The sequence below is a fragment of the Pannonibacter sp. Q-1 genome (genome assembly GCF_054073275.1).
In genome coordinates, this window is record NZ_JBSXNB010000003.1 from 288,214 (window position 1) to 306,507 (window position 18,294).

19 protein-coding genes are annotated in these 18,294 nt (G+C 62.4%); 6 read left to right on the forward strand and 13 right to left on the reverse strand.

Annotated features, from left to right (window positions below; genetic code table 11):
• Nucleotides 1-327: 327 nt before the first annotated feature.
• The gene (locus tag ACVNHC_RS09270; RefSeq protein ID WP_457167058.1) at nt 328-1,221 is read right to left on the reverse strand and encodes an AraC family transcriptional regulator; all 894 of its coding nucleotides are present in this window, start codon (nt 1,219-1,221) and stop codon (nt 328-330) included.
• Nucleotides 1,222-1,328: 107 nt separating this feature from the next.
• Here ACVNHC_RS09270 and mbfA point away from each other — a divergent pair, with 107 nt between their 5' ends.
• The 4 genes from mbfA (at nt 1,329) to ACVNHC_RS09290 (ending at nt 3,950) form a co-directional block, all read left to right on the forward strand.
• Nucleotides 1,329-2,312, forward strand: a complete 984-nt coding sequence (mbfA, locus tag ACVNHC_RS09275) for an iron exporter MbfA (protein ID WP_050474982.1) — start codon at nt 1,329-1,331, stop codon at nt 2,310-2,312.
• A gap of 166 nt (nt 2,313-2,478) precedes the next feature.
• Nucleotides 2,479-2,844 (forward strand): hypothetical protein, encoded by a 366-nt coding sequence (locus ACVNHC_RS09280; RefSeq protein ID WP_208982811.1) that lies wholly within the window; start codon nt 2,479-2,481, stop codon nt 2,842-2,844.
• Nucleotides 2,845-2,997: 153 nt separating this feature from the next.
• Nucleotides 2,998-3,468 (forward strand): MaoC family dehydratase, encoded by a 471-nt coding sequence (locus ACVNHC_RS09285; RefSeq protein WP_457167059.1) that lies wholly within the window; start codon nt 2,998-3,000, stop codon nt 3,466-3,468.
• Nucleotides 3,465-3,950 carry a MaoC family dehydratase gene (locus ACVNHC_RS09290; RefSeq protein ID WP_050474979.1) on the forward strand — a complete coding sequence of 162 codons (486 nt, stop codon included), beginning with the start codon at nt 3,465-3,467 and terminating at the stop codon, nt 3,948-3,950. Before ACVNHC_RS09285 ends, ACVNHC_RS09290 begins: the two co-directional genes overlap by 4 nt.
• 128 nt (nt 3,951-4,078) lie before the next feature.
• On the opposite strand, the gene ACVNHC_RS09295 is transcribed toward ACVNHC_RS09290, so the two are convergent.
• From ACVNHC_RS09295 to ACVNHC_RS09350, 12 genes are all read right to left on the reverse strand, one after another.
• Entirely contained in the window at nt 4,079-4,558 is a 480-nt protein-coding gene (locus tag ACVNHC_RS09295) for a GNAT family N-acetyltransferase (RefSeq protein ID WP_050474978.1), read from the reverse strand.
• 9 nt (nt 4,559-4,567) lie between these two features.
• A complete protein-coding gene (gene bluB, locus ACVNHC_RS09300; protein WP_050474977.1) occupies nt 4,568-5,221 on the reverse strand; it encodes a 5,6-dimethylbenzimidazole synthase in 654 nt (217 codons plus the stop codon).
• A 2-nt stretch (nt 5,222-5,223) separates the two neighbouring features.
• Nucleotides 5,224-5,772, reverse strand: a complete 549-nt coding sequence (locus ACVNHC_RS09305) for an adenine phosphoribosyltransferase (protein WP_050474976.1) — start codon at nt 5,770-5,772, stop codon at nt 5,224-5,226.
• A 149-nt stretch (nt 5,773-5,921) separates the two neighbouring features.
• The gene (locus ACVNHC_RS09310) at nt 5,922-6,803 is read right to left on the reverse strand and encodes an S-methyl-5'-thioadenosine phosphorylase (protein ID WP_050474975.1); all 882 of its coding nucleotides are present in this window, start codon (nt 6,801-6,803) and stop codon (nt 5,922-5,924) included.
• 141 nt (nt 6,804-6,944) lie between these two features.
• The gene (locus tag ACVNHC_RS09315; protein ID WP_050474974.1) at nt 6,945-7,799 is read right to left on the reverse strand and encodes a cytochrome c1; all 855 of its coding nucleotides are present in this window, start codon (nt 7,797-7,799) and stop codon (nt 6,945-6,947) included.
• A 24-nt stretch (nt 7,800-7,823) separates the two neighbouring features.
• Complete coding sequence (locus ACVNHC_RS09320) at nt 7,824-9,089, reverse strand: cytochrome b (RefSeq protein ID WP_050474973.1); 1,266 nt, start codon at nt 9,087-9,089, stop codon at nt 7,824-7,826.
• 23 nt (nt 9,090-9,112) lie between these two features.
• Nucleotides 9,113-9,673, reverse strand: a complete 561-nt coding sequence (gene petA / locus ACVNHC_RS09325; RefSeq protein WP_019963925.1) for a ubiquinol-cytochrome c reductase iron-sulfur subunit — start codon at nt 9,671-9,673, stop codon at nt 9,113-9,115.
• A 283-nt stretch (nt 9,674-9,956) separates the two neighbouring features.
• A complete protein-coding gene (locus tag ACVNHC_RS09330; protein ID WP_186391180.1) occupies nt 9,957-11,795 on the reverse strand; it encodes an ABC transporter ATP-binding protein in 1,839 nt (612 codons plus the stop codon).
• Nucleotides 11,779-12,234 (reverse strand): hypothetical protein, encoded by a 456-nt coding sequence (locus tag ACVNHC_RS09335; RefSeq protein WP_157757141.1) that lies wholly within the window; start codon nt 12,232-12,234, stop codon nt 11,779-11,781. Before ACVNHC_RS09335 ends, ACVNHC_RS09330 begins: the two co-directional genes overlap by 17 nt.
• 598 nt (nt 12,235-12,832) lie before the next feature.
• A complete protein-coding gene (locus ACVNHC_RS09340) occupies nt 12,833-14,182 on the reverse strand; it encodes a methyl-accepting chemotaxis protein (protein WP_082206139.1) in 1,350 nt (449 codons plus the stop codon).
• Nucleotides 14,183-14,280: 98 nt separating this feature from the next.
• Nucleotides 14,281-14,685: a DUF2177 family protein gene (locus ACVNHC_RS09345; protein ID WP_050474970.1), complete on the reverse strand. Its 405-nt coding sequence runs from the start codon at nt 14,683-14,685 to the stop codon at nt 14,281-14,283.
• Between the two features lie 65 nt (nt 14,686-14,750).
• Nucleotides 14,751-16,613 carry an ABC transporter ATP-binding protein gene (locus ACVNHC_RS09350; RefSeq protein ID WP_457167060.1) on the reverse strand — a complete coding sequence of 621 codons (1,863 nt, stop codon included), beginning with the start codon at nt 16,611-16,613 and terminating at the stop codon, nt 14,751-14,753.
• Between the two features lie 162 nt (nt 16,614-16,775).
• On the opposite strand from ACVNHC_RS09350, the gene ACVNHC_RS09355 reads away from it, so the two are divergent.
• Nucleotides 16,776-17,246: a tRNA (cytidine(34)-2'-O)-methyltransferase gene (locus ACVNHC_RS09355; RefSeq protein WP_457167369.1), complete on the forward strand. Its 471-nt coding sequence runs from the start codon at nt 16,776-16,778 to the stop codon at nt 17,244-17,246.
• 117 nt (nt 17,247-17,363) lie between these two features.
• Nucleotides 17,364-18,290, forward strand: coding sequence for an oxygen-dependent coproporphyrinogen oxidase (gene hemF, locus ACVNHC_RS09360; protein ID WP_457167061.1), 927 nt, complete (start codon nt 17,364-17,366; stop codon nt 18,288-18,290).
• Nucleotides 18,291-18,294 lie beyond the last annotated feature (4 nt).

Consider the following 18,294-nt stretch of genomic DNA (forward strand, 5'->3'; position numbering starts at 1 on the left):
AGCAAACCCATTGCCGGAATAATTTCATCAATGGAAGCGGATACTTAAACCCATTTGCCTAACGTCAAGCCAAAAGCAAAACAAATAGGCAGATCCGGATGCAGAGATTTTTTCCTGCGCCCATTCAAACAGGCCACGCAGATACTTTTGTTCAAAAAACAGGCAGTGATTTGAACGGCATACCCGCCGCCCTCCGGGCCGAAATGCCACGCCCGGAAGGGCTTGTCCTTGCGCTTTCCCCTATGGTTCAGTGCGGGCGGTCCACAGCGGCCGGATCGCGGCGCGCGGCGAAGGCTTTGCGCCGCTTCTGGTCGAGGTGATCTGCCCCTATCTCAACGGCAGGCAGATGTCGGTCAGAAGATCGGACGGGGCCGTGTCGCGAGGGTTGTTCAGGTAGATTTCCATGGCCGGCCCATCCGCCGGTTCATGGCCAGATGCCGGCAGCCAGGTGCCGTAGAGCCAGTCATAGGCGGCCTTCATGTCCGCATACGGCCCCTTGTGCCGCAATACGGCATAGCGCTGCGCCGGAACCTCGATGCGCTCCAGCGGCGCAGACAAGGCGATGTCCTGCCGCAGCTCGACCGCTGCGGCCGAACGCAACTCCTGCTCCGGCACCACGGACGGATCGCTGTAGTAAAAGCCGATCAACATGCCTGTCTTGTCCATCAGGCCACGACTGGCAAGGCTGCCGATCAGATGTTCAAAGGCACGGCCGATTTCGATGTAAGGGCCCTTGTGCGCGATGCCGGCCAGCACGCGCTGCGGTTCCTGGCGGATGACGATGTCATGCATGGGAGAAGCTCCAAGGTCAGCCGGCCGCTTGCGGGCCGGCGGGGTCCAGTCCTTGTCAAAGCGGCGATGCGGACCCGCGTCCCGGTATGTGGCCGGCGGCAGGCCATAGGACTGACGGAAGGCGCGGGTGAAGGCAGTCAGGCTGCCATAGCCGGCCTCCCGTGCCAGCCGTTCCAGATCCGTCTCGCCCCTGGCCAGCGCCGTGGCTGCCCGCTGCATCCGGAGCCGCCGGACCATGGCAACCACACTTTCACCGAAACATGCCTGCCACACCCGGTGCCAGTGCCACCGCGACATGGCAGCGATATCCGCGAGCTGATCGAGATCAAGCGGCTCGTCGAGATGATCATGCACATGCTCGATGACGCGGGCAAAGCGCCGTTCGTAGGTTCTGGCCGGGGTCAGGTCCGAAGGCGGCTGAAAGGTCATGTTGCTCGCTCACTTTGACGCACTGGGCCTATCATGGGTGGTTTTGACATATCTTGCGGTTTAGATTGCGGGGAGTTCCCTCATCCTTTCCTGATCGGATCGCGCAGATGTTCTCCCGGTTTCTGTCGACTGGCCGCCGCGACTTTTCATCGCTGAGCGAGGCCGAAATCCTTGCGCTTGCCATTTCGTCCGAAGAGGACGACAGCCGGATCTACAAGGCCTATGCCGATGGGCTGCGGGATGATTTTCCCGCCTCTGCCGCCGTGTTCGATGCCATGGCGGAAGAGGAAAATGGCCACCGGCAGCAATTGATTGCCCTGTTCCAGAACCGCTTTGGCGACAGCATCCCGCTGATCCGGCGCGAGCACGTGCGCGGATATTACACCCGCAAGCCCGACTGGCTGGTCCGCCCGCTCGGCCTTGAAAAGGTGCGGGCGATGGCGGAGCAGATGGAGGATCAGGCCGCCCGCTTCTACGAGGAAGCTGCAAAGCGCACCAGCGATGCCGCCACCCGCAAGCTCTTGGGCGATCTCGCCATGGCCGAACGCGGCCACGAGAGCCGTGCAGAGGCCCTCAGCGAGAGCCTGACCCCCACGGATGTGCGGGCCGAGGAAGACAAGACCGCCCACCGCCAGTTCATTCTCACCTATGTGCAGCCGGGCCTTGCCGGGCTGATGGATGGCTCCGTCTCGACGCTGGCCCCGATCTTTGCGGCAGCCTTTGCGACGCAGGACACCTGGCAGACCTTCCTCGTCGGCCTGTCCGCCTCCGTTGGTGCGGGCATTTCCATGGGCTTCACGGAAGCTGCGCATGATGACGGGGTGCTGTCGGGGCGCGGCTCTCCACTGAAGCGCGGCCTCTCGTCCGGTATCATGACGACGGTTGGCGGACTTGGCCACGCCCTGCCCTATCTCATTCCGGATTTCTGGACAGCCACCAGCCTGGCTGCGGCCGTCGTCTTCATTGAACTCTGGGCCATTGCCTGGATCCAGAACCGTTACATGGACACACCTTTCTGGCGCGCCGCCCTGCAGGTGGTTCTTGGCGGATCACTGGTGTTCGCCGCCGGGGTACTGATTGGCAACGCCTGATAACTTCTCTGTCATATAGACATCCAGTGATTGCATTATATCAATGCACGTTGATTATCGATACTAAGCGTCAGCTTTACAGGCTGTCGCAGCGGTGGTCTTGCTTTTCATGGAGCCTGCGGGCTGCGAAGAGTCGCAACTTGCCCATGGCTCTGTGGGGAGCATGATGAAAAGCTTCAATTTTCTTGCAGCGGCAGTTGCCGCAACCTTGACCGCAACCGCACCGCTGATGGCGGCCGGAACCGGGCAGGAAGGCTACTTCCAGATCTACAACAACACGGACAGCAACACGGTCGTTGGCTTCTACACCAACGGCGGTGACGGCTGGAGTGACAACTGGCTGAGCAACCGTCTGGCTCCGGGCGACAATGTGCGTGCCACCTTCCACGCCAATTCTGGTCCTTGCGAGCAGACTTTCCAGGTGGGCTGGCTCGGGACGGACGGCAGCGAAGTGCTGGACGACCCGATCTCCATCGACATCTGCGAAGCCTCGAACGTCTATCTGGACGACAACGAGATGTATTACGATTGAGGCCAATCGCCGGAGCGGGCGGCGGCCGTCCGGATCTGGCGCATGGTCTGACCCACTGGCATTCAAGCTCCGCCAAAAGGAGCATTTGCCAGAAGCGGAATGAGCCCCATCAACCACTGGCGCGGGCGGTCATGGCAAGATAAAACAAGTCCCATGACCGCCCACCGCTACTTCGAAGACTTCTCGCCCGGCGAGACCATCCCCCTCGGCACGAAGACCGTCACGAAGGATGAAATCATCGCCTTCGCTGCGGAATTCGACCCTCAACCCTTCCATCTCGATGAGGAGGCCGGCAAGGCCTCGCTGCTGGGCGGCCTTGCCGCATCGGGCTGGCACACCGCATCCATGTTCATGCGCATGCTGGTGGACGGGCTTCTGGCGCAGTCCGCCGGTCAGGGCGCGCCGGGCATCGACACGCTCACCTGGCGGCGGCCGGTCTACCCGGGCGACACGCTGAGGGCGGAAGCCAAGGTGCTGAGCTGCCGCCCCTTGCGCTCGCGGCCCGGCCTTGGGCTCGTCACCTTCGCTTTTTCCGTCTTCAATCAGAACGGTGACACCGTGATGGTGCTGGAAAACCCGATCCTCTTCACCTGCCGTGAAGCGGCACCGGAGGCGGGCGCATGAGAACCTGGTTTGACGAGATGGAGCTGGGCGAGCGCGTCGAGCTTGGCTCCCACCACTTCACGGCAGAAGACATCGTCCGCTTTGCCGCCGCCTTCGACCCTCAGCCCTTCCACCTGACGGAAGAAGGTGCAGCGGCCACACACTTTGGCCGCCTCTGCGCCTCCGGCTGGCACACGGCCTCCGCCTTCATGCGCCGTCTGATCCTGACCATGCAGGAACTGGACGCGGCCACGCTCGCTCGCGGGGAAACGCCGGTGGAGCGCGGCCCCTCGCCCGGCTTCGAAAACCTCAAATGGATCAAGCCCGTCTTTGCCGGCGACACGATCACCTACGCCAGCGTCGTGATTGCGAAGGATGATATCCCGCAGCGCCCGGACTGGGGCGTGCTGCGCGGCCGCAATGAGGGCACCAACCAGAACGGCGAACTGGTCTTCAGCTTTGAAAGCAAGGTCTACCTCCGGCGCAGGCCGCAGCAAGCCTAACCTTCGTATTGCCGCAGCCTGGTACCAACTCTCGATCAACTTGGCCCATCAAGAGCTGCTCAAGCCCGTGCGGCGCCTGAGCCATTTCAAGGCGTGATGCGTCAGCATCGAAAGCCTTGGTACAAAGCCTAAAGGCTTCGGCCGAGCACCACTTCGTCATGCAGCGGAATGCCGTACTCGCCCATGAGCGGGATTTCGGGCTTGAGCTGGCGCTCGTCATCAATGACGCCCTGCACGATCCGCTCCAGCCGGAAGCCACGCCGCTGATAGAAGCGGAAGGCATCCAGATTGTCATTCGATGTGCGCACCATCAGCCGGGTCATGCCATGGCCGCGCGCATCATTGACCACCGCATCCAGCAGCTGCGTGCCCGTGCCTGCCCAGCGGCTGAGCGAATCGAGGGTCAGAATTTCCCATTCGCTCTCCCGGCGGATGACCGTGACAGCCCCGGCGAGTTGCCCGTCGTCCTCCGCCAGAAAGCCCGGCAGTGCCGAGGCATCGACCATGACGCCATCCAGCAGGATCTCCACGCCCGCCCACCGCTCTTCCAGCAGCTGTGCGAGCGACGCCCGGTCCTTGTCTTCAATCGGCCTGATGATGACTGCCAAAGGTTCCTCCTAACGGATGAAAATACGCCCTTCGAGCGGTGTGCGGGCCTGCCAGCCCTCCCGCTCCAGCTCCGGCACCAGATGCTCTTCCTCGGGAAAGCCGAGGCAGAGATAGCCGATCAGCTCCCAGCCGGAAGGCACGTCCAGCGTTGTCTTCACGGCCTGCGGATCGATGATCGACACCCAGCCGAGCCCCACGCCATGCATGCGCGCGGCAAGCCACAGGCACTGGACCATGCCAACGGCCGAGAAGGCAAGTGTCTGCGGCATCGTTGCACGGCCAAGCCCATGGCCCTGCTCCGGGTCCGGATCGCAGAAGACCGCCAGCTGAACCGGCGCTTCGCGCAGGCCAGCCAGCTTGAGCCTTGCGTAAAGCTCCGCCTTTTCGCCCTCATAGGCAGCAAGGGCGCGGTTGTTTTCCTGCTCGAACAGCCTCGTCACCGCGTCCCGCCGGGCTTCGCTTTCCACGCGGACAATGCGCCAGGGCTGACTGTTGCCAACGGACGGCGCAAGGTCGGCCAGCGCCAGAACCTCATCCAGCAGGCCATCCGGCAGACTGTCCTTGCGGAAGCGGCGCACATCACGCCGCCAGTGCAGCAGATCGGCAAAGGCAGCCCTGAACGCAGGGGAAAAATCCGGTCCGTGCCCGTGCTGCCCCGCCATGGTCAATGCCCCGGGAAAGACAGCAGCGTGCGCACCGGCACGCCCATGGCTTCCAGCCGCTGACGCCCGCCCAGGTCCGGCAGGTCAACGATGAAACAGGCGGCGACAATCTCCGCCCCCTGCCCGCGCAGCAGCTTGCAGGCAGCCTCCGCCGTACCGCCGGTGGCGATCAGGTCATCAACCACGATCACCCTGTCGCCCGGATTGATGGCGTCGCTGTGCATCTCGATTTCATCAAGGCCATATTCCAGCGAATAGGCAACACTGACCGTCTGCCAGGGCAGCTTGCCCTTCTTGCGGATCGGCACGAAGCCGGCAGACAGCTGATGCGCCACGGCACCGCCCAGAATGAAGCCGCGCGCCTCGATGCCGGCAATCTGCTCCACCTTGGAACCGGCCCAGGGCTGCACCAGTGCATCCACGGCCCGGCGGAAGGCGCGGGCATTGCCCAGAAGAGTGGTGATGTCGCGGAACAGAATGCCGGGCTTGGGGTAATCCGGGATCGTGCGGATGGCCTGCAGCAGCTCATCGGAAACGCTGGGAATGTCCATATCGTCCTCTTAGGGCGCGTCGTGTCTTGAGTGGCCACTGCCCCGGGGCAGAGCCCCGGCTGCTGGGCCTTTGCCAGATCTTATATCAAGGCGTGGCTGCCGGGGGCAAAGGCATAACCGCCTTGCCCACGGCCAATGCGCCGCAGCGCTCAGCCCCTGTCGAAAAGCACCCGGCCTGCCACGGCATCAAGCTTCGCCAGCAAGGCCGGGTCGCGCCGCTCCGGCGCTGTCATGATTGCATAGTCGAGGGCCCTGTCCGAACCGACGGGGCAAGGCTCATGCTCGCGCGGCAGATCACGGGCAAGGCGCGCCACCAGCTGCTGGGCGTGATGGGCATTGTCATGCAGCACCTTGATGATCTGCTGGATATCCACCTCGCCATGGTCCGGGTGCCAGCTGTCATAGTCGGTCACCATGGCCACCGTCGCGTAGCAGATCTCCGCCTCGCGGGCGAGCTTGGCCTCCGGCATGTTGGTCATGCCGATCACATCACAGCCCCAGGAACGGTAGAGGTGGCTCTCTGCGAGGGAGGAGAACTGCGGCCCCTCCATGGCCAGATAGGTGCCGCCGCGCCGGTATTTGAGGTCTTCCGCCCGCGCAGCCGCTTCCACATGATCGACCAGCCGGGGGCTGACCGGATAGGCCATGGACACATGCGCCACGCAGCCCGTGCCGAAGAAGCTCTTCTCCCGCGCAAAAGTCCGGTCGATGAACTGCTCCACCAGCACGAAGGTGCCCGGCGCCAGTTCTTCCTTCAGCGAGCCGCAAGCCGAAACGGAGATGAGGTCCGTAACGCCGCAGCGCTTCATGACATCAACATTGGCGCGGTAATTGATCTGCGAGGGAGAATGCAGATGGCCGCGGCCGTGACGGGGCAGGAACACCACCTTGAGGCCATTGATCTGGCCGATCCGCACCGCATCGGATGGCTCGCCCCAGGGGCTGCCGACGCCAACCCACTCCGCCCCCTCAAGGCCCGGCAGATCATAGATCCCCGACCCGCCAATCACGCCCAGAACCGCCTCAGTCATCGGCACCCCCAAATCAGACCGGCCTGATTAGGTCCGGTTTGCCGGTGCTTGTCAAACCCGGCAAGAGCCCCGGAAAATGCGAAGGGCCGCCCCAGGGGACGGCCCTTCTCAGCATTTGCGGTCACCCGGCGGGTGCCGGTATCAGTGCTCGACGTTGCGCCACAGCTTCTTCTTGGTGAAGTAGAGCATCGAGGCGAAGACGATCAGGAAGATCATGACCCGGAAGCCCATCTTCTTGCGCTCTTCCATGTGCGGCTCAGCGGCCCACATCAGGAAGGCGGAGACGTCACGGGCGTACTGGTCCACCGTCATCGGCGTGCCGTCGGTGTAGTCGACCTGCTCATCCGAGATCGGAGGGGCCATGCCGATGAAGGAGCCGCTCATGAAGGCCGGATTGTAATACTGGCCTGCAGGAACCGTGACACCCTCCGGCACTTCCTCGTCGTAGCTCACGAGCAGCGCATGGACATAATCGGCGCCCTGCTCGTTGTACTGGGTGAAGGCGTCGAAGATGAACCACGGGAAACCACGGTGGGCAGCACGGGCCTTGGCGATCAGCGAGAAGTCCGGCGGATAGGCGCCGCCATTGGCCGCACGGGCCGCCTGCTCGTTCGGGAACGGCGAGGGGAAGCGGTCGGCCAGAATGGCCGGACGCTCGAACATGTCGCCCTCGTCATTCGGTCCATCAACCACGGTATAGTCTGCCGCAATTGCCTTGGCCTGATCTTCGGTGAAGCCCGGGCCGCCCGGCTGCGCCAGGTTGCGGAAGGCCACGAACTTCAGGCCATGGCACGAGGCGCAAACCTCGCGGTAGACCTTGAAGCCGCGCTGCAGCTGGGCCTTGTCATAGGTGCCGAAGGGACCTGCGAAGGACCACTGCTCACGCGGGATGTGCGGCCCCTCACCCGCTGCGAAAGCGGGCGAGGCGATGGCAACCGCGAGGGTTGCGGCAAGCGATACGCCAAGGGCGCGGACGGTCTTGATCATGGTGCTCATTTCAAAAACTCCTGACCCTTTCCGTCACTTCGTCTGAGGTGCAGCAACTGCAGCCGCCGGCTTGCCGGAACCGCTTGCCAGCACCGCTTCGGAGATCGAGGCCGGCAGCGGCAGCGGCTTCTCAAGGAAGCCCAGCAGCGGCAGGATGATCAGGAAGTGGGCGAAGTAGTAGATCGTGCAGATGCGCGACAGGATCACGTAGATGCCTTCTGCCGGCATCGCACCGAGATAGCCGAGGGCCACCGCGTTGATTGCGAAGATCCAGAAGAACTGCTTGAACAGCGGGCGGTAGACGCCCGAGCGGACCTTGGACGTGTCGAGCCAGGGCAGGACGAACAGGATGGCAATGGCGCCAAACATGGCCAGAACGCCGCCGAGCTTGTCCGGCACCGCACGCAGGATCGCGTAGAACGGCAGGAAGTACCATTCCGGCACGATATGCGCCGGCGTCACCAGCGGATTCGCTTCGATATAGTTGTCGGCATGACCCATGTAGTTGGGCACGTAGAAGACGAACCAGGCGAAGAGGATCATGAACACCACGATCGCGAAGGCATCCTTGACCGTGTAATACGGATGGAACGGAACCGTGTCCTGACCGGACTTCGGCTGCACGCCCGTCGGGTTGTTGTTGCCCGTGGTGTGGAAGGCCCACACGTGCAGGATGACAACGCCGAAGATCATGAACGGCAGCAGATAGTGCAGCGAGAAGAAGCGGTTCAGCGTCGGGTTATCGACGGCGAAGCCGCCCCACAGCCAGGTGCGCACGGCTTCACCCACCAGCGGGATCGCCGAGAACAGGTTGGTGATCACGGTGGCGCCCCAGAAGGACATCTGGCCCCAGGGCAGCACGTAGCCCATGAAGGCGGTGCCCATCATGATGAGGAAGATGATCACACCCAGGATCCACGAGATTTCGCGCGGGGCCTTGTAGGAGCCGTAGTAGAGACCGCGGAAGATGTGGATGTAGACGGCGATGAAGAACATCGACGCGCCGTTGGAATGCAGGTAGCGGATCAGCCAGCCGAAGTTCACATCACGCATGATGTGCTCGACGCTGTAGAAGGCTGCCGTGGTGCTGGGGGTGTAGTGCATCACCAGCACGATGCCGGTGATGATCTGCGAGATCAGCATGAAGAAGAGAATGCCGCCGAAGGTCCACCAGTAATTGAGGTTCTTCGGGGTCGGGAAATCGACGAAAGAGCCGCGAACGAGCGAGATGACCGGCAGACGGCTCTCAAGCCACTTCGCCGCCGCGCTCTGCGGAACGTAATTGGAATGTCCAGCCATGGCTGTCTCCTGGGGTCTACCGGTCAACCGATCTTGATCTTGGCGTCTTCAACAAACGCAAACGGCGGTACGAGGAGGTTCTCTGGAGCAGGCCCCCGGCGGATACGCCCTGCAGTGTCATAGTGCGAACCATGGCACGGGCAGAACCAGCCATCGAAGTCGCCGGCATTGCCCAGCGGCACGCAGCCCAGATGGGTGCAGATGCCGACCATGACGAGCCAGGCTTCCTTGCCTTCGGCGGCGCGATTCGCGTCGGAGGCATCGGCGGTATCGGACAGGTTGAGGTTGCGCGCCAGTTTGTCCGGCAGTTCGGACAGCGGCACAGCCTTGGCCTCTTCGATCTCCTTGTCCGTACGCTGACGGATGAAGACCGGCTTGCCGCGCCACTTCACGGTGATCGACTGCCCCACCTCGACGGCGGAGACGTCCACCTCGATGGAGGCCAGAGCAAGAGCCGAAGCGTCCGGGTTCATCTGGTCGATGAAGGGCCAGGCGACAGCGCCCGCGCCCACAACGCCCATGGCGCCGGTCGCAAGATAGAGGAAATCACGGCGGGTCGGTTCCGCCGAATCCGTATGAGCCAAGGTCGCGTCCTCTCGAAACCTGTTTAACGTATACCGAATGCCCACAGGCAGACAGCCTCGCCCTCCCCTCCGGAACGGTCGGCTGCCCGGCGCGGGCATTAACGGCAAACGGGTGCGGCAATCGCCCGCACCACACCAAGCGGTGGTCTTTTTGCACCGTTCTGCCGCATTGTCCAGATGACCTTCGGCCAGAACGCTAAATGTCGCACCGCTTGGGATGCCGTCATCACCTTTTTGATGCCCTGAAAAGGCCCCAATTGAAAGCCGGATCGTTTGATCTGGATCAAACTTCTGCAGCTGACTGCAAAAATCCGCCAGACTGATGCGACCACAGCTGTGCATAGAGGCCGCCCCGGGTCAGCAGTTCTTCATGACGCCCCTCTTCGATGATTCGGCCCTTGTCCATGACGATGAGCCGGTCCATGGCCGCGATGGTCGACAGGCGGTGCGCGATGGCAATCACCGTCTTGCCTTCCATCAGGTCGAAGAGACTGTCCTGAATGGCTGCCTCCACCTCGCTGTCCAGGGCAGATGTCGCCTCGTCCAGCAGCAGGATGGGGGCATTTTTCAGCAGAACCCGGGCAATGGCAATCCGCTGGCGCTGTCCGCCGGACAGCTTCACGCCGCGTTCACCCACCTGGGCCTGAAGGCCGCTGCGCCCGTCCCTGTCCTCAAGTCCCTGAACGAACTCAAGGGCATGGGCCTTGCGCAGAGCCTCGATCACCTCCGCTTCCGACGCCTCCGGCTTGCCGTAGGCGACGTTCTCATAGATGGACCGGTGCAGCAGCGAAGTATCCTGCGTAACAACACCGATATGAGCGCGCAGGTCATCCTGGCGGACACGGGCGATATCCTGCCCGTCGATACGGATTGAACCGCTCTCAAGGTCATAGAACCGCAGCAGCAGATTGACGAGGGTGGACTTGCCCGCACCGGAGCGGCCGATGAGTCCGATCTTTTCGCCCGGACGGATCGTCAGATCCAGCGCATCGATGACACCCTTGACCTTGCCATAGTGGAAGGAGGCCTTGTCGAAGACGATCTCGCCTTTGGTGACCGTAAGAGGCGCTGCATCCGGCACGTCCTGCACCTCCCGCTCACGCGCAATGGTGCCGATGCCGTCCTGCACCGTGCCGACGTTTTCAAACAGGCCCGCCACTTCCCACAGGATCCATTGCGACATGCCCTGGATACGCAGGACGAGCGATACGGCCACCGCCACATCGCCAGTGGTGACCACTTCATGCTGCCACAGGAAGATGGACAGCCCGGCCGTGGAGAACAGCAGCAGCGTGTTCAGCGTGTTCAGCGAGATGTTCAGCAGAGTCACGTAGCGCATCTGGCCGAAGACGGTCTTCATGAAGCCCATCATCGAATTGCGGGCATATTCTTCCTCACGCCTTGCATGGGAGAAGAGCTTGACCGTGGCAATGTTGGTGTAGGCATCCACCACGTGGCCGGTCATCACCGAGCGGGCATCCGCCTGCTCCTGCGAGATCGCCTTGAGGCGGGGAATGAAGACACGCAGCACGCCAACATAGGCAAAAGTCCAGACCACCAGCGGAATCGCGAGATAGAGGTTGGCATCAGCGATGACGATCAGCGCGCTGGTCAGATAGACCAGCACATAGACCATCATGTCGACGATCCGCGTCACCACTTCGCGCACGGCCAGTGCCGTCTGCATCATCTTGTTGGCGATGCGGCCGGCAAAGTCGTTGTGGTAGAAGGTCATACTCTGGCGCAGCAGATAGCGGTGCACGCGCCAGCGCACGGACATGGGATAGGTGCCGATCACGCCCTGATGGAACAGCAGCTCCCAGAAGGCCTGCGTCAACGGCAGGCACAGCAGGATGACACCGGCCATGAGCGAGAGCTTCACCCAGTTGTCGGTCCAGAACGTCGCCCGGTTGGCCTCGCCCAGCCAGTTGACCAGATCGCCCAGGAAGGCAAAGATCGCGACCTGAAAGATCGCGATCATCGCCCCCAGCACACCGACACCGGCCAGCAGCGGCCAAAGCGGCTTGGTATAGTACCAGCAGAAGGCCCCAAACCCCTTCGGCGGCACATCCAGCTTAAAGTCCGCGAAGGGATCGATCAGACGTTCAAATCTGGAAAACATTGTTCAACTCCAGAGATTTACGGCCCTCGCCCGCGGACCGGGCAGAACCGCGCAGACGCCTGATTTTAAGGCGCTGCCAATAGGGACGGCGGCCACCGAAGGCCAGCGAAAAGACGAAACTGACCAGCGCACCGGCAAGCACCAGCGTGCCGAGAAACAGCTCGATCAGATGCGTGCGGTACTGAGCCGCGCTTTGCACCGCATTACCGATCCGGACAGCCTCCAGCGACCACAGGTCAGCGAGGAGAACCGGCAGGAAAATCAGCATGGCGGCACCAGCCGTTGCAGCGGAAAAGACGGCAACAGCCGCCCCGCCAAGGGCCAGGCGCTGGCGCCAGGACAGCGTCACACGCGGCAAGGACGCAGCAAAGTCATCCGGACGCGGCAGGTCCGGCGGATAAGGCAGATCGAAAGGATCCAAAGGATAACGAACAGACATGGTTCTGCTCCAGACGGAATCGGACTGATGAGGCACGGCTGGCGGAACGCGCAAATGAAAGACGCGCAGCACCGGAGGAGTCCGGTTACGCTTGAAGCCAGTCGCTATTCAGCTGGAATGTTTTGAAACGCCGTCTCAGGCTGCCGGGTGGCAGGAGATGGGAAACGGGCCCACGAGAGCAGGGGCTACGGTCATATGGACACGTGACGTATTGGTCATGAATACCCCTCCTCTGTTAGCTCGGTTGACGGCAATAGACAGCGCGGCAGAACGCGCCTGACTTTCTTAAACTGTTCGGTTGAAATCGCAAGGCCTCAAGCACAGCTCAAACATGCTTTACCTTCCGCCTGTTGCCATGAGGCAACAATGCAACCAGTCCTTGAGAGGCTCCGCCCCTTCTCCAGTGCCTGTCCGGATCAGAGTGAACCTGACAGACGCCGGGTTTCTTTGTTTCCATTTGTCTTTTCGGGAAAACCGGTGGCCGCTTTCCCCCGACAAACTCCGCGCCCGCCTTCAGGCAAGCCCTCCGTCTGCGGGCGGACAAAAAAATGCGGCGGAACCCGTCCGCCGCATGTCACCGTCCTGTGGATTGCCTGCCTCAGGCTGCGCGGATGCTGGTGAGGAACTGACTCACCTGCGTCTGCAGGCTGGCGGAAAGATGGGTGAGTTCACCCGCTGCCGCGTGCATTTCATCCGTGGCCGAGGTGCTCGCCTGCATTGCTTCTGCAAGGCGGTTCATGTTGCCCCCCACGCGCTCGGTGCTGGCATTGGCCACGTGGACCGAACGGGAAATCTCACCGGTCGCCTGCATCTGGCTCTGAACCGAGCCATGAACGGCTTCGGAAATCTGGCTGATCTGCTCGATGGTCGCGGTGATGGAGCGGATCGCCCCGACCGCCTGCTCCGCCACGAACTGCACGGAGGCCACCTGGGAGGTGATTTCTTCCGTTGCCTTGGTCGTCTGACCGGCCAGAGCCTTCACCTCATTGGCCACCACGGCAAAGCCGCGGCCCGCTTCGCCCGCACGCGCCGCCTCGATGGTGGCATTCAGGGCGAGAAGGTTGGTCTGGTTGGCAATCTGGCTGATGAGTTCGACAACTTCACCGATCTGACGGCCCGTCTCCGACAGGCGGCCGACGATTTCATCGGTCTGGCGGGCTTCAAGCACGGCAGCGCTGGCGATCTGGGAAGCGTTTTCGACATCACGGCCGATGGTCGAAATGGAGACTGCCAGCTCTTCGGCAGACTGGGACATGACACGCACCGACTGACCGGCCTCTGCCGTTGCGGTGGACACTTCATCCACGGCGCGGGAGGAGTTGCCGACCGCCTGACGCAGATCAAGGGCATTGCCGCCAACCGCATGCGCCGTGCTGGTCAGCGCTTCCACGACGCTGATGACCGAGCGTTCGAAGTCGCTGGCCACGTCGTGCATCAGTTCCCGGCGCTCCTGTTCCATCTGGGTCTGCTGGGCCGCCTGGAGTTCAACTTCCTCCTTGGCGCGGGCTGCCAGCTTTTCACGGAACTGGACAACGGAGCGCGCAATGGCACCGATTTCATCGCTACGGCTGGCACCGTCGATATTCACATCCAGCTGCCCCTGGGACAAAAGATCAAGACCATCCTGCAGCCGGTTGAGCGGCCGGGCGACGCCCAGGGCCAGCACCACGGCCAGTGCCAGGAAGGCAATACCGATGGGCGAGCAGACAAGAACAATCTGCAGCATCTGATCGATGATCAGGCCATCAAGCAGCGAGGAGGCCTGCGGACCGAGAAAAGCCTGTGCCTGCGACGGGTCCCCCAGAGCAGAGGTCAGCGCTTCACGGAACACATAGAACGCATACCCCGTGCCGGCCACCATGATCAGGGCCGACGTCACAACCAGGACAAGAAACCGGCCAAGGATCGAAAGGCGGATGCCCGTACTTACATTATCGTGCATGTCCATTCCCGATGGTCAGAAGAAACGTTCTTCGGTCCGATACCATGGGCAATAGTACTAGGCAGCGAGCGTAAAGATTTTCTTCACGCGGAGGGATAAATCGTTCAGGACAACAGCTTATTCGTGATGGCATAGCCAGCGGCAGCCGATACCGCACTGAGGAATGCGCCCCAGGCAATGTCAACGAAAACAACCTCCAGCGGCCAGTTTCTGAGAGTTGCATAATTTGTCATGTCATAGGTTGCATACGCAATAAAACCTAGGACCGCACCACAGACCACTGCTGTCCAGATGCTTTCAGACTTCAGTGCAGGCAGCACAGCGAAGAAGACAAGACCGCCGACGTAAAGCAGATAGAAAATCGCCGCCGCACCGAGATTGGGCTTGTCCATCATCAGATGCCCGATGCGGTCAAAATAGAAACGCGTTGCCACTTTTCCGAGCCATACCGCGTCAATCGCAAGAAATACGGCGGCAGTGGCAAGGTAGGCGGTGATGATCTGACCCATACGGAAGTCCCCCTTCTGGGAGATCTTACGTGGCCTCATGTCTGCCGGATCACGCAAGACGGATGTCACCTTTCCTCAACAGCCATCATTTCCCCGGCAGGCAGGAACCCGCCGGACTGGCGCTCCCACAGATCCGCGTAAAGCCCGCCGCGCGCCAGAAGCGCCTCATGGGTGCCCTCCTCGACGATCTTTCCCCCGTCCATGACGATCAGCCGGTCCATGGCCGCGATGGTGGAAAGACGGTGGGCGATGGCCAGCACCGTCTTGCCCTGCATCAGCGGCATCAGATTGTCCTGAATGGCAGCCTCGATCTCTGAATCAAGGGCAGAGGTCGCTTCATCCAGCACCAGAATGGGTGCATTCTTCAAGAGCACGCGCGCAATGGCGATGCGCTGGCGCTGGCCGCCGGAGAGTTTCACCCCGCGCTCGCCCACCTGCGCCTCGAAGCCGGAGCGGCCCTTGCTGTCTTTCAGGTTCTGGATGAACTCCAGCGCATGGGCCTGCTGCGCCGCATCCTCAAGCATCGCCATGGTGGCATCCGGCCGGCCATAGGCGATGTTCTCGCGGATGGAGCGGTGCAGCAGCGAGGTGTCCTGCGCCACCATGCCGATCTGCGCCCTGAGCGAGGCCTGCGTCACCTGCCGGACATCCTGACCGTCCACCAGAATGCGCCCGCTCTCCACATCATGAAAGCGCAGCAGCAGGCTGGCCAGCGTCGACTTGCCCGCGCCTGAGGGGCCGACGATGCCGATCTTCTCCCCGCCCTTCACCGCAAAGCTCAGATCATCGATGACGCCCCCGCGCTTGCCATAGTGGAAGCTCACCTTGTCAAAAACGATCGCGCCCGCGCTGACCATCAGCGCCGGAGCGCCCGGCTGGTCCGTGACGGCAATGGGACGCGTCAGCATGTCGACACTGTCCTGCAATGTGCCGAAGGAGCGGAACAGGGAGTTGAGCTGGCCCAGCATCCGCCCCAGCAGAAGATTGAGCCGCAGCGCCAGCCCCAGCGCCACCGCCACATCGCCGGCCGTCAGGATGCCATCCTGCCACAGCACGAGGGAGAACCAGCCGATGCTCACCATCATGACGCTGCTCAGCAGCGACATCAGCGAGCGCACTTCGGTCAGGTTGCGGGTGAAGCGTTTGAGCACCGCAAGGTAGCTCTCGAAAATCGCCCGCACACCGGCCTGTTCGCTCTCGCGGCTGCTGAACAGCTTCACCGTCTGGATGTTGCTGTAGGTGTCAACCAGCCGTCCTGTCGCGCCGGAAGCCGCATGGGCAGCGGCGCGGGAATGGTTGCGGATGCGCGGCACATAGTAGCGGGCGATCACCGAGAAGACCGCCAGCCAGACGAGAATGGCCGCGCCAAGGCGCCAGTTCAGTTCGCCCAGCAGCAGCAGCGTCGCCAGAGCGTAGACCGCGATGTACCAGACCACCTGCAGCAGCGTGACCATGAACTCGCCCGCCGCCTGCCCGGCCTGCCAGACCTTGGACGAAATGCGGCCCGCGAATTCGTCGTGAAAGAAGGCGATGCTCTGGTCCATGATCCGCTGATGCGCCTGCCAGCGCACGCGGGCATAAAAGCCGGGCACCACGGTCTGCTCTTCAACGCCTGCGGTGAAAAAGGCCAGCACCGTGCGCAGCACCAGAACAACGGCCGCCATGCCTGCGAAAAGCTGCCAGTTCTGCCTGAAGAGTTCGTCCTTCGGCGTGGTCTGCAGCAGATCGACAATGATGCCGATGAAACTGTAGAGCCCTGCTTCCACCAGAGCTGTCGCCCCGCCTAGCAGCAGCATGGCCACGAAGGGCCAGGGCGACTGGCGCACGAGGAACCAGAGATAGGCGCCTGCGGTGACGGGCAGTTTTCCGGCAGGCGCAGAAACGAAGGGGTCGATCCAGCCTTCAAGGCAGCGCAAAATTCTGTTCAAAGGCTTGGTCCGGTTTCGAGATGTCCCCTTGCAGGGTTTTAGCACCCGCACCGGGAATGGCCAGCCGCAAGGGGCTTAAATTGCTGTAATGACTTGCCGCAGGCTGCAAGGGACAGGCTCCAGCCGCTGGACAAACGGCGGAAAACCGGGCACTGCGTGGCCATGCCAGACCTTGCCCTTTACCAGCCGGATATCCCGCAGAACACCGGCACCATGATCCGCATGGCCGCCTGCCTTGACGTGCGCGTGCACCTGATCGAGCCAGCCGGTTTTCCCCTGTCCGGCAGCGCGCTCAAGCGGGCCGGGATGGATTATCTGGAGCGGGCCGCCCTCATCCGGCACCTCGACTGGGCCGCCTTCGAGGAAGCACGCAAGGCTGCCGGGCGGCGGCTGGTGCTGCTGACAACCAAAAGCATCCTGCCCTACACGGACTTCACCTTCGGGCCGGACGACATGCTGCTGCTGGGCCGCGAAAGCGCGGGCGTGCCCGATGCCGTGCATGACAGCGCCGATGCGCGGATCACCATCCCGATGGCTGCAGGCATGCGCTCGCTGAATGTCGCGGTTTCCGCCGCCATGGTGCTGGGCGAGGCCTTGCGCCAGACCGGAACCTTTCCAATCCCCTCCCGTTGACCTCCGGCAGGACAGATCACCGCTTTGCAAATCGCGGCAGGGGCTTGATAAGAAGAGCCAGAATCGGCCGCCCCAGCTCAAGCGCATGGCGGCAACAGAAATGACGAAGGAGCGCCCATGACCAAGGCAGCCGAGCCCACACGCGGCGGACCCGTGCCCGCAGATATCGAGACCAAGAAGACTGTTGCGCCCGAGTGGTTCGCCAGCCTGCGCGACCGGATCTGTCAGGCTTTCGAGGATCTGGAGGACGAGATCGGCGTGAAGGGCGGACCGCTGGCGGATCAGCCGGCCGGCCGTTTCGTCCGCACCCCATGGGAGCGCACCGACAGCAGCGGCACCAAGGGCGGCGGCGGCGTCATGTCGATGATGCACGGCCGGGTGTTCGAGAAGGTGGGCGTGCATGTCTCTACCGTCCATGGTGAATTCTCGCCCGAATTCCGGGGCCAGATCCCCGGCGCTTCGGAAGACCCGCGGTTCTGGGCGTCGGGCATCAGCCTGATCGCCCACCCGCAGAACCCGCATGTTCCGGCGGTGCACATGAACACCCGCATGGTGGTGACGACGCGCCAGTGGTTCGGCGGCGGCGCCGACCTGACGCCGGTGCTCGATGCCCGCCGCACCCAGACGGACCCGGACTCCATCGCCTTCCACAAGGCCATGGAAGAGGCCTGTGCCCCGCACAAGAACGCTGACTACCCCCGATACAAGGAGTGGTGCGATGAGTATTTCTTCCTCAAGCACCGCAACGAGCCGCGCGGCATTGGCGGCATTTTCTACGACTATCTGAACTCCGGCGACTGGGACGCGGATTTTGCCTTCACCAAGGACGTCGGCCTTGCCTTCCTCGGCATCTATCCCGAGCTGGTACGGGCGAACTTCGAGAAGCCCTGGTCAGAGGCAGAGCGCGAGGAACAGCTGATCCGGCGCGGGCGCTATGTGGAGTACAATCTTCTCTACGACCGCGGCACGATCTTCGGCCTCAAGACCGGCGGCAACGTCGCCTCGATCCTGTCCTCCATGCCGCCCGTGGTGAAGTGGCCGTAAGCCT

Excerpts from the sequence above, each read along its gene's own strand:
- ACVNHC_RS09285 (WP_457167059.1), top strand. The coding sequence starts at position 2,998 with ATGACCGCCCACCGCTACTTCGAAGACTTCTCGCCCGGCGAGACCATC.
- ACVNHC_RS09320 (WP_050474973.1), bottom strand. The coding sequence starts at position 9,089 with ATGGCTGGACATTCCAATTACGTTCCGCAGAGCGCGGCGGCGAAGTGG.
- ACVNHC_RS09355 (WP_457167369.1), top strand. The coding sequence starts at position 16,776 with ATGCCAGACCTTGCCCTTTACCAGCCGGATATCCCGCAGAACACCGGC.
- ACVNHC_RS09345 (WP_050474970.1), bottom strand. The coding sequence starts at position 14,685 with ATGGGTCAGATCATCACCGCCTACCTTGCCACTGCCGCCGTATTTCTT.
- ACVNHC_RS09270 (WP_457167058.1), bottom strand. The coding sequence starts at position 1,221 with ATGACCTTTCAGCCGCCTTCGGACCTGACCCCGGCCAGAACCTACGAA.
- ACVNHC_RS09315 (WP_050474974.1), bottom strand. The coding sequence starts at position 7,799 with ATGAGCACCATGATCAAGACCGTCCGCGCCCTTGGCGTATCGCTTGCC.
- ACVNHC_RS09330 (WP_186391180.1), bottom strand. The coding sequence starts at position 11,795 with ATGTTTTCCAGATTTGAACGTCTGATCGATCCCTTCGCGGACTTTAAG.
- ACVNHC_RS09340 (WP_082206139.1), bottom strand. The coding sequence starts at position 14,182 with ATGGACATGCACGATAATGTAAGTACGGGCATCCGCCTTTCGATCCTT.
- ACVNHC_RS09335 (WP_157757141.1), bottom strand. The coding sequence starts at position 12,234 with ATGTCTGTTCGTTATCCTTTGGATCCTTTCGATCTGCCTTATCCGCCG.
- mbfA (WP_050474982.1), top strand. The coding sequence starts at position 1,329 with ATGTTCTCCCGGTTTCTGTCGACTGGCCGCCGCGACTTTTCATCGCTG.
- bluB (WP_050474977.1), bottom strand. The coding sequence starts at position 5,221 with ATGGCGGGGCAGCACGGGCACGGACCGGATTTTTCCCCTGCGTTCAGG.
- ACVNHC_RS09310 (WP_050474975.1), bottom strand. The coding sequence starts at position 6,803 with ATGACTGAGGCGGTTCTGGGCGTGATTGGCGGGTCGGGGATCTATGAT.
- ACVNHC_RS09280 (WP_208982811.1), top strand. The coding sequence starts at position 2,479 with ATGAAAAGCTTCAATTTTCTTGCAGCGGCAGTTGCCGCAACCTTGACC.
- ACVNHC_RS09305 (WP_050474976.1), bottom strand. The coding sequence starts at position 5,772 with ATGGACATTCCCAGCGTTTCCGATGAGCTGCTGCAGGCCATCCGCACG.
- hemF (WP_457167061.1), top strand. The coding sequence starts at position 17,364 with ATGACCAAGGCAGCCGAGCCCACACGCGGCGGACCCGTGCCCGCAGAT.
- ACVNHC_RS09290 (WP_050474979.1), top strand. The coding sequence starts at position 3,465 with ATGAGAACCTGGTTTGACGAGATGGAGCTGGGCGAGCGCGTCGAGCTT.